At 41.6% G+C, this 14,484-nt stretch carries 17 protein-coding genes; 15 read left to right on the plus strand and 2 right to left on the minus strand.

Translation table 11 applies throughout. The features are described from left to right. Positions 1–10 precede the first annotated feature (10 nt). Positions 11–517 (plus strand): CvpA family protein, encoded by a 507-nt coding sequence (locus tag PHG22_01385; GenBank protein MDD5490429.1) that lies wholly within the window; start codon positions 11–13, stop codon positions 515–517. Positions 518–541: 24 nt separating this feature from the next. Further along, a complete protein-coding gene (locus PHG22_01390; GenBank protein MDD5490430.1) occupies positions 542–1,384 on the plus strand; it encodes a TatD family hydrolase in 843 nt (280 codons plus the stop codon). Here PHG22_01390 and PHG22_01395 read toward each other — a convergent pair whose 3' ends face one another. Continuing rightward, on the minus strand, positions 1,385–1,630 hold the full coding sequence (locus PHG22_01395; GenBank protein ID MDD5490431.1) for a hypothetical protein: 246 nt from the start codon (positions 1,628–1,630) through the stop codon (positions 1,385–1,387). Then, on the minus strand, positions 1,614–1,865 hold the full coding sequence (locus tag PHG22_01400) for a hypothetical protein (GenBank protein ID MDD5490432.1): 252 nt from the start codon (positions 1,863–1,865) through the stop codon (positions 1,614–1,616). Before PHG22_01400 ends, PHG22_01395 begins: the two co-directional genes overlap by 17 nt. 68 nt (positions 1,866–1,933) lie before the next feature. On the opposite strand from PHG22_01400, the gene PHG22_01405 reads away from it, so the two are divergent. From PHG22_01405 to PHG22_01465, 13 genes are all read left to right on the plus strand, one after another. Then, on the plus strand, positions 1,934–2,968 hold the full coding sequence (locus PHG22_01405; GenBank protein ID MDD5490433.1) for a DNA recombination protein RmuC: 1,035 nt from the start codon (positions 1,934–1,936) through the stop codon (positions 2,966–2,968). 579 nt (positions 2,969–3,547) lie between these two features. Continuing rightward, positions 3,548–3,841, plus strand: coding sequence for an AtpZ/AtpI family protein (locus tag PHG22_01410; protein MDD5490434.1), 294 nt, complete (start codon positions 3,548–3,550; stop codon positions 3,839–3,841). Then, positions 3,810–4,724, plus strand: coding sequence for a F0F1 ATP synthase subunit A (atpB, locus tag PHG22_01415; protein ID MDD5490435.1), 915 nt, complete (start codon positions 3,810–3,812; stop codon positions 4,722–4,724). Before PHG22_01410 ends, atpB begins: the two co-directional genes overlap by 32 nt. Positions 4,725–4,807: 83 nt before the next feature. Beyond that, positions 4,808–5,020 carry an ATP synthase F0 subunit C gene (gene atpE / locus PHG22_01420; protein ID MDD5490436.1) on the plus strand — a complete coding sequence of 71 codons (213 nt, stop codon included), beginning with the start codon at positions 4,808–4,810 and terminating at the stop codon, positions 5,018–5,020. 63 nt (positions 5,021–5,083) lie between these two features. Next, positions 5,084–5,584 carry a F0F1 ATP synthase subunit B gene (atpF, locus tag PHG22_01425; protein ID MDD5490437.1) on the plus strand — a complete coding sequence of 167 codons (501 nt, stop codon included), beginning with the start codon at positions 5,084–5,086 and terminating at the stop codon, positions 5,582–5,584. Between the two features lie 4 nt (positions 5,585–5,588). Then, complete coding sequence (gene atpH / locus PHG22_01430) at positions 5,589–5,987, plus strand: ATP synthase F1 subunit delta (protein ID MDD5490438.1); 399 nt, start codon at positions 5,589–5,591, stop codon at positions 5,985–5,987. Between the two features lie 24 nt (positions 5,988–6,011). Beyond that, positions 6,012–7,529 (plus strand): F0F1 ATP synthase subunit alpha, encoded by a 1,518-nt coding sequence (gene atpA / locus PHG22_01435; GenBank protein MDD5490439.1) that lies wholly within the window; start codon positions 6,012–6,014, stop codon positions 7,527–7,529. Between the two features lie 12 nt (positions 7,530–7,541). Further along, positions 7,542–8,462, plus strand: a complete 921-nt coding sequence (gene atpG / locus PHG22_01440; GenBank protein MDD5490440.1) for an ATP synthase F1 subunit gamma — start codon at positions 7,542–7,544, stop codon at positions 8,460–8,462. 23 nt (positions 8,463–8,485) lie between these two features. Continuing rightward, positions 8,486–9,877, plus strand: a complete 1,392-nt coding sequence (gene atpD / locus PHG22_01445; GenBank protein MDD5490441.1) for a F0F1 ATP synthase subunit beta — start codon at positions 8,486–8,488, stop codon at positions 9,875–9,877. A gap of 45 nt (positions 9,878–9,922) precedes the next feature. Further along, positions 9,923–10,354, plus strand: coding sequence for an ATP synthase F1 subunit epsilon (atpC, locus tag PHG22_01450; protein ID MDD5490442.1), 432 nt, complete (start codon positions 9,923–9,925; stop codon positions 10,352–10,354). Positions 10,355–10,371: 17 nt separating this feature from the next. After that, positions 10,372–10,767, plus strand: a complete 396-nt coding sequence (locus tag PHG22_01455; protein ID MDD5490443.1) for a hypothetical protein — start codon at positions 10,372–10,374, stop codon at positions 10,765–10,767. Between the two features lie 401 nt (positions 10,768–11,168). Further along, the gene (locus tag PHG22_01460) at positions 11,169–14,093 is read left to right on the plus strand and encodes a UvrD-helicase domain-containing protein (GenBank protein ID MDD5490444.1); all 2,925 of its coding nucleotides are present in this window, start codon (positions 11,169–11,171) and stop codon (positions 14,091–14,093) included. A gap of 33 nt (positions 14,094–14,126) precedes the next feature. Beyond that, on the plus strand, positions 14,127–14,423 hold the full coding sequence (locus PHG22_01465) for a DUF721 domain-containing protein (protein ID MDD5490445.1): 297 nt from the start codon (positions 14,127–14,129) through the stop codon (positions 14,421–14,423). Positions 14,424–14,484 lie beyond the last annotated feature (61 nt).

Genomic DNA, 14,484 nt, shown 5'->3' on the forward strand with positions numbered 1-14,484 from the left:
TTAAATTTTTATGATTTTATTTGACCTCGTTCTCCTTATCATTTTAGGTGGGTTTATATTATTCGGCCTTTGGTTTGGGTTAATTCATACACTCGGCGCGTTAGTCGGAGTCATCGCCGGTTCGTGGGTGGCGACTCATTATTATGAAGTTGTTGCCAATCAGCTTGGCTGGCTTGTCGGCTCAAGTAATTGGGCAAAAATCATAATTTTTATAATGATTTTTATTATAGTAACCCGCCTCGTCGGTTTAGCTTTTTATTTATTGGAAAAAGTTTTTAACATTATTTCCATCATTCCATTTTTAAAAACCATCAATCGTTTGGCTGGAGGGATATTTGGAGCGCTGGAAGGGATGCTGGTTTTGGGAACCATTCTTTATGTGGCCAGTAAGTATAATCTTGGCGTTTTAACAGAGCAGATGGCTCGGTCGGAAATCGCCCCGTATCTTTTATTGGTCACAACAATCTTGTGGCCGCTTTTTCCGGAATTGTTAAAAAAGATAAAATCCGTCATCTAATTTTATCTATTAGTCATTCGCCGTATGTTAATTGATACCCATTGCCACGTTAATTTCAACGCTTACAAAAATGACGCTGATGAAGTGATTAAGCGCAGTTTGGCTAATGACACTTGGTTGATAAATGTCGGTTCGCAAAGCACGACCAGCGGGCGGGCGGTTGAATATGCCCAAGAGTTTAAAGAGGGAGTTTACGCGGCAGTAGCGCTGCATCCCATTCATCTTTTTAGGACCGAGATTGATGAAGCGGAAATTAGTTTTAAATTTTCTGTCCGCGGCGAAGCGTTTGATTATAATTTTTATAAAAAATTAGCGGAAGATAAAAAGACCGTGGCCATAGGGGAAACGGGGCTTGATTATTACCATTGGCCAGAAGGTTACAGTAAGGAGGAAGTCAGAAAAAATCAGCGGGAAGTTTTTGAAAAACATTTGGATTTGGCAGAAGAAATGGAGTTACCGGCGATTATCCATTGCCGCGAAGCGCATGATGATATTATGGAAATTTTAAAACGTAGATACGAGAGGGAGAAGTTAAAAGAAAGGGGAGTACTCCATTGTTTTTCGGGCGACTTGAAGCTGGCTCGCGAATATATTGAATTAGGATTTTTAATTAGCTTTACGGGGCTTATCACTTTTGTAAAAGATTGGGACAAAGTTATTGCCGGATTGCCCTTGGAAAAATTGATGGTGGAAACCGACGCGCCTTATTTGACGCCGGAGCCGTTTCGCGGAAAACGTAACGAACCGCTTTACGTAAAATACGTGGCGGAAAAAATCGCCAAACTGAAAGGATTGGAATTTGAAGAAGTGGCGGAGGCGACTTGGCAAAACGCTTTGAGGTTGTTTTCTAAAATAAAAACCGCCTGACTATTTTTTGTCAGACGGGCTTTCTTTGCAGATTTTTACGTAGATTTCTGTGACTTTTTCGGGATTTATCACTCCGGTTGTTTTGCGGATAGGGAATTCAAAACTGGCCGTTCCAATGTCTTCTTCAAATCCGGCCAGTTTCATCTTTTCATCCGTTCCCGGAGGACATTTGGTTGGGATGACCACTATTCGCGGTCCGCTCGCACAGGAAGCGATAAATAAACCGATACTAATAAAGAGTAACACCAGTCGGGTCATTAGGGGTCTCCTTTTTGCAAATAATACTGCCGGCATCGGTAAAACTTTCCGACTTGAATCCAATGGGACAAAAGAATGTGCAAATAAGTTCATTTTTCCCCGCAGATTCCCTTACGGCACACACATTTTCATTACCGCCGTTATAAGTGTAAGTAATAGTTTTTGGGGCTGCGCAGGCCGAGAAAAACGTCATCATTAACATCAGAAAGAACAAGTTTTTCATTTTACCTCCTTTGTTTTAAAATGAAGAGTAGTGTATAATATAACAGATTTAATCATTTGTCAAGTTTTATGGAAATAGTGTTGGTAATAATCGGCGTTTTTGTGTTAGTTGCCATTGGCTGGCTGATTTTGGAGTTTAAAAAGAAAGAGGCCAAAGATAATGGTCAGGATAATGCCATGGAAACCTTAAATAAGGAATTGCAAAATATCAGGAGTGAGTTTCGCGGGTCTTTGGAAAAAAATTTGGAATTTATCCAGCGCCAGACCGGCCAGAGCCATCGGATAATTTCCGAGGTTACGGAAAAATTAACCAAAATTGACGAGACTAATAGGCAGGTCGTGGGGTTCGCTGAACAATTGCAAAGTTTAGAGGATATTTTAAAAAATCCCAAACAGCGCGGTATTTTGGGCGAATATTTTTTAGAAACGATTTTGAAAAACGTGTTACCCCCGCAATCTTATGAAATGCAGTATAAATTTAAAGATGGCGTGATTGTGGACGCGGTTATTTTCGTTCAAAATAAAATCATTCCCATTGATTCCAAGTTTTCCTTGGAAAATTACAATAAAATTTTGGCCGAAAAAGACGCCGCGCGAAAAGAAGGATACGAAAAGGTGTTTAAGGAGGATTTGAAAAAAAGAATTGATGAAACTTCAAAATACATTCGTCCAAACGAAAAAACCATGGACTTCGCTTTTATGTTTATTCCCTCGGAAGGGGTCTATTACGATTTATTGATTAATCAGGTCGGGGCGGTCAAAGTCAATACGCGGGATTTAATTGAGTATGCTTTTAAAGAAAAGCACGTGATTATTGTTTCGCCCACCAGTTTTTTTGCTTATCTCCAAACCGTGCTTCAGGGTTTGCGCGCACTCCAGATTGAAGAGTCGGCCAAAGAAATCCGTGAGCACGTGGAAGACCTGCAAAAACATTTATTGAGTTATGAAAGCTATCTACAAAAGCTTGGCAATAATTTGGGGACGACAGTGAATATGTACAACTCGGCGTATAAAGAATTTAAAAAGGTTGACAAAGACGTGACGAAAATAACCGGCAAGAATTCAAAAATAGAGCCGATAGAATTGGATAAGCCAAATATATAAAATAAAAAAGAGCGCTGACGTTCCAGAGCTCTTTTTTGTTTGAGGAAATTTTTTATTGTTTTTTGTGAAGTCACTTGTGGAAAATAGCAGATATTTTACGGGAAATTACATATATTACACCAACAATTCCTCCGATTATTCCACCGACAGTAGGTCCCAAAGAAATAGAGAGAAATAATCCATCTAAAAATACAGATTTGAAAATAAACCCGTCGTCAGTTAGGTGGTCCGCTAATCCCACTCCTGCCCAGAGAAAGCAAAGCATGCTTCCCAAGAAAGCTCCGCATATAGCAAAGAAAAATATTTTTCCGAGCTTTTTAGCTCTCCTTGTTAAAGTTCATTTTAAGCATTATAACTGTTTTAAATATATTAATAATTAGTGTTTTTGTCAAGAGCGTCTCGGGTTTTATGTTTCTTCCAAATTTAGCTTTAAAAAATTTGCCACCGTTGACGAATTTGATAAAAGGGGCTAACATTATATAAATACTTTGTACCTGTGGACAACTAATAGGGAAGTATCGCAAGTATTTCCGAGAGAGTAAAGAGAGAGGGGGGCGTTTTGTTTTATTCAAAATTTTTATGAGCCAATTGGAAAATAAAAAACCAGTTAATGAAACCGCTTGGTGGCAACCGCATTTAGTTCTTTTTTTTGAACTTTCCGGCTGGATTGTTGTTCCTATAATCGCGGCAGTGTATCTTGGGCGCTGGCTAGATGTCAGATATAATTCCGAACCATGGTTATTTTTGGTTTCCGTTGGCGTGGCTTTCGTGATTTCCATGTTCGGCATTGTTTCTAAGACCATCAAATCGATGAATAAAATAACTGAAGAAAATAAAAAAGATGAGCATCCAGACGGAACAAAAAAGCCATAGTGGAGATTTAGCCGGTGACCATGCGGTTGGTTCGTCCGATTTGAGTGGAGGAGGGGAGCCGGTAGAAACTCAGGGAGAAGTAAAGCATGAAACGACTCTTTTCGCCGAGCCCATTTTTAACGTCGGCGGTTTCACCGTCACCAATTCTCTGCTAAATAGCTGGTTTGTGGTGGCGCTCATTGTAATTTTGGCGGTTTTAATCAGGCGAAAAATTTCTCTCGTGCCGCACGGACTTCAAAATATTATGGAAATAATAATTGAAGAAGCGCTAAAGCTTTTCGATTCCGTCACAGGAGATAGAAAAAAATCTTTGTTATTCGCGCCCATCGTTTTTTGTTTGTTTGTTTTCATTCTTTTAAATAATTGGCTCGGTCTTTTGCCGGGCATCGGGTCTTTGGGTTTTGTAGAAACTCACGGCGGAGAAAATATTTTTATTCCCTTGTTTCGCGGCGCCACGGCCGATTTAAATACTACTCTGGCCCTGGCTTTGGCGGCGGTTATTGGTTCGCACATCGTGGGAATAATTTTTATCGGCGTTTGGAATTATTTTAATAAGTTCATTAATTTGAAAGGTCTGGCGGAAATTCCCAAAAAGATTTTTAAGGACCCGACCATTATTATAGTGAATCCGATTAAGTTTTTTGTCGGGGTAGTGGAAATAATTTCCGAAATTGCCAAAGTGGCTTCGTTGTCCTTTCGTCTTTTTGGTAATATTTTCGCGGGGGAAGTGCTTCTGGCTTCCATGGCTGTGCTGTTTGCTTATATTCTTCCGATTCCTTTTATGTTTTTGGAAATAATCGTGGGAATTATCCAGGCCCTGATTTTTGCCATGCTGACACTGGTATATTTTACGATTGCCACTTCTGCTCACGAGGAACACTAATTAAGTTTTTAAATAATAACAGTTACGCCGAGGTTAAATAAAATTCCTCCCTCGATTGCACGACTGTTAAAAAAGGAAAAAATATGGATTTAACAATGGTTGCCAAGGCTCTAGCCATCGGCATTGGCTCTATCGGCCCGGCCTTAGCCATCGGTAAAATCGGTGCTAAGGCCATGGAATCAATCGGCCGCAATCCGGAAGCCGCCGGCAAAATTTTAGTGCCGATGCTTTTGGCCGCCGCTTTCGCCGAAGCTGTCGCTATTTACGCTTTGGTTATCGCTTTTAGTATTAAGTAGTAGGTTCGCGAACAGGGGGAAATTTCCCCCTGTGGCGAGTTTATTATTTAATGGTTAAATTATATGGACGAACTTATCAAAAATTTTCACATCAATTGGCAGCTGCTGGCAGCGCAGATTGTTAATTTTGCCATAGTAGTCGGAGTTTTGTGGTTTTTCGCTTTAAAGCCGCTTATCAAGAAGATGAATGAGCGCACATCTTACATTGAAAAAAGTCTGGAGGACGCCAAGCAGGTTGAGGCCAATTTAGCCAAAGCCGAGGAACTTAAAAAAGAGCGACTGGCTGATGCCACGAGGGAGGCTGAAAGAATTATCAAGGAAGCGAAAAAAGTGATTGAGCGCGAAAAGCAAGAGGCCTTGGGAAAAACAAAAAACGAGGCGGAGAAAGTGGTGGCCGAGGCCAAAGAGCAAATTGTCGTTGAAAAAGAAAAAGCCGAAAAAGAAATCAGGGGCAAAGTTTCCGAACTGGTGATTTTAGCCGTAGAGAAAATTTTAAAGGAAAATGTCAGTAAAAGTATGGACGAGAAAAAGATTGCCGAAACAATAGAATCTTTGGAAAAATAAAAATATGAGATATTCACCAAAACAATACGCTGCCGTTTTTTATGACTTAACCAAAGATAAAAAAGGCAAGGAGTTGGGGGAAAATATCCGTAATTTTTTAATGTTTTTATCCAAGCACAATGATTTTAAAAAACTCCCCGCGATAATTGCCGAGTTTACGAAGTTGAGCGATAAAAGAAACGGCCTTGTAAGAGCTGAAGTTGCGACAGCGAGAGCGCTTTCCGCAAAAAATAGGGCCGGTATTATTAAGGGTATTAAAAAAACGACCGGCAACCGCGAAGTTTTACTTCAAGAAAAAAGGGATGATTTACTTCTTGGCGGAGTCAGGATTTTGGCGGGAGACAAACTTTTAGACGGAAGTTTTAAAAATAAGATTCTATCTTTAAGAAAAAAATTGAGTTAAATAGTTAAAATTTAAATAAAATATATGTCCAATAACACAGACGCGATAATTAACAGTTTAAAGAAACAAATTGCCGATTTTAAATTTGAAGAAAGGGTTCAGAATGTCGGCAAGGTGTTGAAAGTCGCCGATGGCGTGGCGACGGTTTCCGGCCTTAGCGAAGCGATGTCCGGGGAACTTTTGGAATTTTCGGGAGACATTTTTGGCGTGGCTCTAAATTTGGAGGAGGACCAAATCGGCGCTATTATTCTCGGCGATTATTTAAAAATTAAAGAAGGCGACCTGGTGAAGAATACCGGAAGAATTCTGGAGGTACCAGTGGGGGAGAAGCTCGTCGGCCGCGTGGTCAATGTTTTGGGCCAGCCGATTGATGGTAAGGGAGACATAAAAGAAAGCGCTTTTTATCCGGTGGAGAAAATCGCTCCGCGTGTTATCACCAGAAAATCAGTGGACACGCCCCTGCACACCGGTCTTAAAGTCATTGATTCAATGTTCCCGATAGGTCGCGGCCAGCGCGAGCTCATTATCGGGGACCGTCAAACCGGTAAGACCGCCATTGTCATAGATACAATTATTGCTCAATTAAATGAACCAAAGGAAAAACGTCCCGTTTGCATTTATGTGGCCATCGGTCAAAAAGAGTCAAAAGTCGCTAAAATCGTGGCGGAACTTCAGGCGCGAGGAGCGATGGAACACACAATCGTGGTGGTGGCCGGCGCTTCGAAATCGGCTTCCTTATCTTATCTCGCTCCTTACGCCGGTTGCGCTATGGGCGAATATTTTATGGACAAGGGCAAGGATGCTCTTATTATTTACGATGATTTATCTAAACACGCTTGGGCTTACCGCCAAGTTTCACTTTTGCTCCGCCGTCCGCCGGGACGCGAGGCCTACCCGGGAGATGTTTTTTATCTTCATTCCCGTTTGTTGGAGCGCGCGGCGAGAATGTCGGAAGCGGAGGGTGGCGGTTCTTTGACCGCTCTGCCGATTATTGAAACCCAATCCGGCGATGTCTCGGCTTATATTCCCACTAATGTAATTTCCATTACCGATGGCCAGATTTATCTGGAAGCGGATTTGTTTTATCAGGGCATTCGTCCGGCCGTGAACGTCGGTTTGTCCGTGTCGCGCGTGGGTTCAGCAGCGCAAACCAAGGCCATGAAAAAAGTGGCTGGCAAATTAAAATTGGCTGCGGCCCAATATCGCGAGCTGGCGGCTTTTGCGCAATTTAGTTCCGACTTGGACGCAGAGACTAAATCCCGTATTGAGAGAGGCAAAAGAATTGAAGAAATTTTAAAGCAAGGTCAGTATTTGCCGATGCCATTTTATAAACAAGTTTGCATGCTTTACGCGGCTAATAATGGTTATGTAGATGATGTTGCGGTGGAATCTTTAAAAGATTTTGAGGAGAAATTTTTGTCTTTTATGGAAAATCAGAGAGCCAGTATTCTTAAAACTATAAAAGAAGGGAAAGTTTTAGATGAAAAAATTGAAACGGAGTTAAAAAAGGCTCTGGTTGATTTTAAAAATAGCTACAAATAAAATTTTACCATCATGGCGCAGTCAGGCAAAGAAATAAAACGCCGGATAAAATCGGTTAAAAATACCAAGCAAATAACTAAAGCCATGGAGATGGTTTCGGCTGTCAAAATGCGCCGGAGCCAGGAGGTGGCGCTGGCGGCCAGGCCTTACGCTTTGAAGGCCCTGGAAATTTTAACGCACTTGAGCGGCAAGATAGACCGGTCAGAACATCCGCTTTTGGAAGAACGAGCGGAGGGCGAGACATATCTAGCGGTTATTTCCACCGATAAAGGTTTATGCGGAGGATTGAATGCCAATCTTTTCCGTCGCCTGGCCGAATTTTTAAAACAGCAAAAGGAGAAAGTAAAAATTATCGCCGTGGGCAGAAAAGCGCGCGAATGGGCGGGACGGTTGAGCTTGGATATCATTGCCGACTTTACCGGTTTTGGCGATAAAACCGACGTGATAGAAGTTCTGCCGTTAGCGCGAATGTTGATGCGCGATTATTACGATAAAAAATACGGCCAGGCAGTTTTCGCTTATACTAATTTTATTTCCACTTTAAAACAAGAGACGGTTCTTCGCCATGTCTTGCCGATTAAAAAGGAAATGTTGGAAGCAGTGGTACAAGAAATTACGCCGGCTAGGGGCAAATATGCCGACGCGGGCAAATTTACGAAAGAAGAATCCGGCGGGGAATACATTTTCGAACCGTCACCAGACGAAGTTTTAAAAGTGATACTGCCTAAGCTTATAGAAATTCAGGTATATAGCATAATTTTGGAAGCTAACGCTTCGGAACATAGCGCCAGAATGGTGGCTATGAAAAACGCTTCCGAAGCCGCCAAAGATATGATTGAAGAATTGAGTTTAAGTTATAATAAATTCCGCCAGGCGAGCATTACCAGAGAGATTGCCGAAGTCAGCGCCGGAGCGGCCGCTTTGGAAAAATAATTTAATAAAATAATTTATATCATATGAATAAAACAATCGCGGAAACGCAAAAAGGTAAAGTCAGCCAAATCATCGGCGGGGTGGTGGATGTGGAATTTCCCGACGCTTCTAATCTTCCGGCGCTTTATAACGCCTTGGAAATAAAAGTCGGCGATAAAAAATTAACTTTGGAAGTGGCTCAACATATCGGCGCTGGCAGGGTTCGGGCGGTGGCCATGGATTCTACGGACGGTTTACAGAGAGGCGTGGAGGTGGAGGACACTGGTTCACCGATTAAGGTGCCGGTGGGGGACATTTGCCTCGGTAGAATGTTTGACGTTTTGGGTAATCCTCTGGACGGCAAAGAAGCGGTGAAAGCCGTAAAAAAGTTGGCGATTCATCGTCAGCCGCCGGAATTCACGGAGCAATCCACCAAAACGGAAATTTTTGAAACCGGCATTAAGGTTATTGATTTAATCGCTCCTTTTACTAAGGGTGGTAAGGTCGGACTTTTTGGCGGCGCTGGCGTGGGTAAGACGGTCGTGGTAATGGAATTGATTCGCAACATCGCCAAGGAGCATGGTGGTTATTCGGTGTTTGCCGGAGTGGGGGAGAGAACCCGCGAAGGCAATGACCTTTATAATGACATGAAGGGTTCGGGTGTTTTGGATAAAACCGCGCTGGTTTTCGGCCAGATGAATGAGGTGCCGGGCGCGCGCCAACGCGTGGCTCTTTCCGGGTTAACGATGGCCGAGTATTTCCGTGATGAGCAGAATAAAGATGTGCTTTTATTTATTGATAATGTCTTTCGTTTTACTCAAGCTGGTTCGGAGGTGTCCGCTCTCTTGGGACGCATGCCTTCAGCCGTGGGTTATCAGCCAACATTAGCGGAAGAAATGGGCCAGCTTCAGGAACGCATTACTTCCACCAAGAAAGGTTCTATTACTTCGGTACAGGCGGTGTATGTTCCGGCTGACGATTTGACCGACCCGGCCCCGGCCACGACCTTTGGGCATCTCGATTCCACTATTGTTCTTTCCCGCGCTTTGACCGAGCTCGGCATTTATCCGGCCGTAGACCCGCTGGATTCCTCTTCCGGCTCTTTAGACCCCAATATAGTGGGGAAGGAACATTATGAGGTTGCCCGCGAAGTGCAGAAGGTTTTACAGCGCTACAAATCGCTTCAGGATATTATTGCCATTTTAGGTATGGAAGAATTGTCGGAAGAGGATAAAAAAATCGTCGCCCGCGCCCGCCGCATTCAAAGATTTTTATCCCAGCCATTTTTCGTGGCCGAGGTTTTCACCGGCACGCCGGGGCGCTATGTATCACTTAAAGAAACTATCCGCGGATTTAAAGAAATTTTGGCCGGCAAACACGATGATAAAAATGAGGATGCTTTCTATATGAAGGGCGGAATCGATGAAGTTAAATAGCGTAGCAGATGGCTTATGACTAATAGTCGAGAGAAGAGAATATCTATGGCAAAGAAAATATTTTTAGAAATTACAACTTTAGAAAAGACACTTTACTCCGGCGAAGTGGACCAGGTTAGCATTCCCACAAAAATGGGAGAAATTACGATTTTACCCGGACATATCGCCCTCGTGAGCGCTCTTTCTTCAGGAGAGCTTAAAGCGCTGGCCGGTAATGACGTTGTATCTTTCGCTGTTGTCGGCGGTTTTGCCGAAATAACCAGAGAAAGAGTTATTATTATGGCTGATACCGCCGATTTGCCGGAAGATTTAGAGGAAGAAAAAATCACCGCCGCTAGGGGAAAAGTTGAGGAATTGATTAAAAAATATCCCAAGGAGAGTCAGGAATATTCGGTGCTTTCCGAAAGATTGGAAAATGAATTGGCGAAATTAAAACTCATTGAGCAATTAAAGGGTAAAAAGAGAAAGAAAGTTTAACAAATGTAAATTATAATATGTCTCACTCGATTGAAAACCTATTGATTGTTTGTATGGATTTTCGTTTGCCAAAAATTCATGTTGATTGGGCGGAAAAAATATTGGGAAACAAAAATTACGATTTAGTTGCTTTGGCCGGTTCGCAAAAAGCGATTTTAGACGAAGATACAAGAGCGGCAGTTTTTAAGCAGATTGAAACCTCTGTTAATCTCCACGGAATAAAAACGATAAATATTATTGCCCACGAAGATTGCGGTGCTTACGGCGGCAGCAAGGCCTTTTCGAGCTGGGGAGAGGAAAGGCAAAAATATGTTGAGGATTTGGCCAAAGCAGAAAAATTGGTAAAAGAAAAATTTGAGGTTGAAGTTAAAAAATATATTCTTCTTTTGAATGGTAAAGTAGAGTTAGTTTAAAATAGTATTTTAATAAAATAAAAAACCGGCCTTAATTTAGGTCGGTTTTTTCAATTCTTTTCTGACGCCACTATCCCTTAGGGATTTTATAGCTGGTTTTGGTTTTTTTGATTTTAACGATTTCGAGCATAATCACACTATTTTTCTCTTCGATTTTTAAGGATAATCCTCCATGCAACGATTTCCTTAAAATTTCGTCTCTGATGGCAGTAAGTTTTACAATACCCAGTCCATCGCAGGTACAGAGTATTTCTTTTTCGATTTCATCTTTGTCATTTAGGCTAAAGTGTAAATCTTTTTTACTCTTGCCCCCTTCTTCTCTCCATAAGGGCCGAGATAAAATCTTGACCCTTTTTATTTTTCTGGAAAATCTTTGTCTTTTCTGCTAAAATAAACCCAATATGGAAGATATTTTAGCTAGATTAAATAAAGAGCAAAAAGAGGCGGTTACCTATGATGGTGGGCCGCTTTTGATTGTGGCGGGCGCGGGAACGGGCAAAACCACAGTGATTACAAGCCGTATTGCTTGGCTTATCAATGAGGCTAAAGCCAAACCGGAAGAAATCTTGGCTTTGACTTTTACTGATAAAGCGGCGGGGGAAATGGAGGAACGGGTAGACCGGCTGTTGCCCTATGGCTACGTAGATTTATGGATTTCCACTTTTCATAGTTTTGCCGAGAGGATTTTAAAACAGCACGCCATTGATATTGGGTTACCGAACGATTTTAAATTGTTAAACAAAACGGAACAATGGCTGTTGGTGCGGCAGAATTTGGACAAATTTGATTTGGATTATTATCGCCCTTTGGGTAATCCCACAAAATTTATTCACGCTCTTTTAAAGCATTTCTCCCGCGCCAAGGACGAAGTGGTCAGCCCGGTGGATTATTTGAAATACGCTGAGAACATTGAGCTCGATAAAGACAGTAAAGACCAGGGTGAAGAGCGCAGCCGTCTTTTAGAAATCGCCAATGCTTATCATATTTACGAACGCCTGCTTTTGGAAAATAACGCTTTGGATTTTGGCGATTTGATTAATTATACTTTAAAATTATTCAGGGAGCGCAAAGCTATTTTAGAAAAATACCAAAAGCAGTTTAAATATATTTTGGTTGATGAATTTCAGGACACGAATTGGGCGCAGTATGAACTGGTTAAACTTCTGGCGCGAGAAAATCTGGCGGTGGTGGGAGATGACGATCAGTCTATTTATAAATTCCGCGGAGCCTCGGTAAGTAATATTATGCAGTTCAAAAGCGATTTCCCTGCCGCCAAAGAAGTTGTTTTGACGAATAATTATCGTTCCGCGCAGAATATCTTGGATTTGTCTTATGGTTTTATCAAACAAAACAATCCCAATCGTCTGGAGGCGAGTTTGGGTATTGATAAAAAGTTAAAAGCCAACATTAAAGAGAGTGGTTTAATAGAACATTATCACGGGCGGGATTTGGATGAGGAGGTGAAATGGATTATTAAAAAAATCGTGGAATTAAAAAATAACAATAAACATTTGTCGTGGAGCGATTTCGCCGTTTTAGTCCGCGCCAATGACAGCGCCAATATTTTTATCAGGGAAATGATAAAAACCAGAATTCCTTACCAATTCGTGGCGATGCGCGGTCTTTACGGCAAGCCGATTATTCTGGATTGCCTCGCTTATTTTAAATTATTGGATAATTATCACGAAAGTCCGGCGCTGTGGAGGATTTTAAATTTGCCGTTTTTTGACATAGATGCCGCCGATCTCGTGGAACTTAATTTTGAAGCCCAAAAGAAATCCGAGTCGCTTTTTGAAGTTCTAAAAAGAGCATCCGGTATCAATTCTCTCCAACCGGCCACCGCGGGGAAATTATCCAAAGTTTTGAATTTAATTGCCAAACATTCGTCGTTAGTCAAAGAGAAAAGAGTCAGCGAGATGTTCATTTTATTTTTAAAAGAAAGCGGTTATTTGGAATATCTGAACCACAGCGGCCAGACGGCGGGGGAGGAAGAGCGCAGCCGCGAAGCGCTTGGTTATCTTCAGCAATTTTATAAAAAAATTACCGTCTTTGAAGCGGATTTTCCCGACCCGAAATTGAAAGATTTTGAAAAATTTTTAGAATTAGAAATGGAGAGTGGGGAAGAGGGCGAACTCAACTTTGACCCGGATGCCGGTCCGGAGATGGTAAAAATTATGACCGTGCATAGCGCTAAAGGTTTGGAATTTGAATATGTTTTTATTCCTAATCTTGTTGACAGAAAATTTCCAACCACGGAACGCCAAGACCCGATTGAATTGCCGGACGCACTGGTTAAAGAGAAAATACCGGAAGGGGATATGCATTTGGAAGAGGAGCGTCGTCTTTTTTATGTGGCGATGACCAGGGCTAAAAAGGGGTTATATTTTACTTCCGCGTTGGATTATGGCGGAGCAAGAAAAAAGAAGTTATCGCGGTTTCTGATAGAACTCAGGTACAAGGAAAAAGAGGTGAGGGAAAAAGAAGCCGACAATTTTGCGGAAGACGAAAAAACCGCCGGTGATGTAAAAAAGCACAAATATATTTTACCCGGCAAATTCAGTTTTACCCAGTTGGCGGCTTTTCAGAATTGCCCTTTGCAGTATAAATTTGCTCATATTTTACGGATTCCGGTTTTAGGCAAAGCGCAATTTAGTTTTGGCAAAACTATGCACGCGACCTTGGAAAAATTTTTGAAATTATTTATGGAAAGGAGCGGCGCGAAACAGAAGGATTTGTTTAGCGATAGCAAAGCCAGCGGTGCTAAATCCTTGCCCGACAAAGAAGAATTATTAAAAATATACCAAGAAGAATGGGACGACTCTTGGTATAATGGCAAAGCCGAAAAAGAAAAATATCGTAAAATAGGCGAAGAGATACTAACCGACTTTCATCGCATTTTAACGGAGAAAAATCCCAGGATAAAATTTTTAGAACAACCTTTTAATATAAAGTTTGGGGATTTCACATTAAAGGGGCAAATTGACAGGATTGACGAGGTTGAAGGCGGAGTGGAAATTATTGATTATAAAACCGGCCAGCCCAAAGAAAAACTGGAAGCAAACGATAAAAGGCAGTTGCTAATTTATCAGATAGCCGCGGAAGAAGTTTTAAAATTAAAACCCCAGAAACTCACTTATTATTATTTAAACGCCAACAAGGAGATGTCATTCGTCGGCACTGAAAAAGATTTAATAAAAACCCGCGAAGAAATAATTTCCGAGATTGAAAAAATCAAGAAGAGCGATTTTTCTCCGACTCCGGAATTGCATACTTGTAAGTATTGCGATTTTAAAGATATTTGCGAATTTAAAGCCAATGGAGCGTAATTCTTATAATTTGGAACTTGTAACTTATAACTTATGTCTTTCGAATCCCTGGGAAACATTTTGAGGGGGTCAGCAAAAAAATCGAGCTTTCGCAAAGGCGTTGAGGCGGCTTTGGTTATTGAGAAATTTCATCAGATTATAAAAGATATTTGGGGAGATAAAATAGTGGGGGAGGCGAAAGCCTTGCATTTGAAAAATAAAAAATTAACCGTGGCCTGTATGAGTTCGGTGGCGGCGCAGGAAATAAGGTTAAGGGAGAAAGAAATTTTAGCGGCAATCAATAATAAGTTGGGTTATCAAGCGGTGGAAAGGATGAGGTATCGGTTGTAAATTTAATAGTAATAATTCTACGCCGCCATGCCTGTCCGTTCAATTGGAGGAGGCGGCGTAG

It is taken from the genome of Patescibacteria group bacterium (genome assembly GCA_028716045.1).
Classification (GTDB): domain Bacteria; phylum Patescibacteriota; class Patescibacteriia; order JAQUQO01; family JAQUQO01; genus JAQUQO01.

Coding starts and splice junctions, on each gene's coding strand:
- PHG22_01385 (MDD5490429.1), top strand. CDS start 11: ATGATTTTATTTGACCTCGTTCTCCTTATCATTTTAGGTGGGTTTATA.
- PHG22_01390 (MDD5490430.1), top strand. CDS start 542: ATGTTAATTGATACCCATTGCCACGTTAATTTCAACGCTTACAAAAAT.
- PHG22_01400 (MDD5490432.1), bottom strand. CDS start 1,865: ATGAAAAACTTGTTCTTTCTGATGTTAATGATGACGTTTTTCTCGGCC.
- PHG22_01405 (MDD5490433.1), top strand. CDS start 1,934: ATGGAAATAGTGTTGGTAATAATCGGCGTTTTTGTGTTAGTTGCCATT.
- PHG22_01410 (MDD5490434.1), top strand. CDS start 3,548: ATGAGCCAATTGGAAAATAAAAAACCAGTTAATGAAACCGCTTGGTGG.
- atpB (MDD5490435.1), top strand. CDS start 3,810: ATGAGCATCCAGACGGAACAAAAAAGCCATAGTGGAGATTTAGCCGGT.
- atpE (MDD5490436.1), top strand. CDS start 4,808: ATGGATTTAACAATGGTTGCCAAGGCTCTAGCCATCGGCATTGGCTCT.
- atpF (MDD5490437.1), top strand. CDS start 5,084: ATGGACGAACTTATCAAAAATTTTCACATCAATTGGCAGCTGCTGGCA.
- atpH (MDD5490438.1), top strand. CDS start 5,589: ATGAGATATTCACCAAAACAATACGCTGCCGTTTTTTATGACTTAACC.
- atpA (MDD5490439.1), top strand. CDS start 6,012: ATGTCCAATAACACAGACGCGATAATTAACAGTTTAAAGAAACAAATT.
- atpG (MDD5490440.1), top strand. CDS start 7,542: ATGGCGCAGTCAGGCAAAGAAATAAAACGCCGGATAAAATCGGTTAAA.
- atpD (MDD5490441.1), top strand. CDS start 8,486: ATGAATAAAACAATCGCGGAAACGCAAAAAGGTAAAGTCAGCCAAATC.
- atpC (MDD5490442.1), top strand. CDS start 9,923: ATGGCAAAGAAAATATTTTTAGAAATTACAACTTTAGAAAAGACACTT.
- PHG22_01455 (MDD5490443.1), top strand. CDS start 10,372: ATGTCTCACTCGATTGAAAACCTATTGATTGTTTGTATGGATTTTCGT.
- PHG22_01460 (MDD5490444.1), top strand. CDS start 11,169: ATGGAAGATATTTTAGCTAGATTAAATAAAGAGCAAAAAGAGGCGGTT.
- PHG22_01465 (MDD5490445.1), top strand. CDS start 14,127: ATGTCTTTCGAATCCCTGGGAAACATTTTGAGGGGGTCAGCAAAAAAA.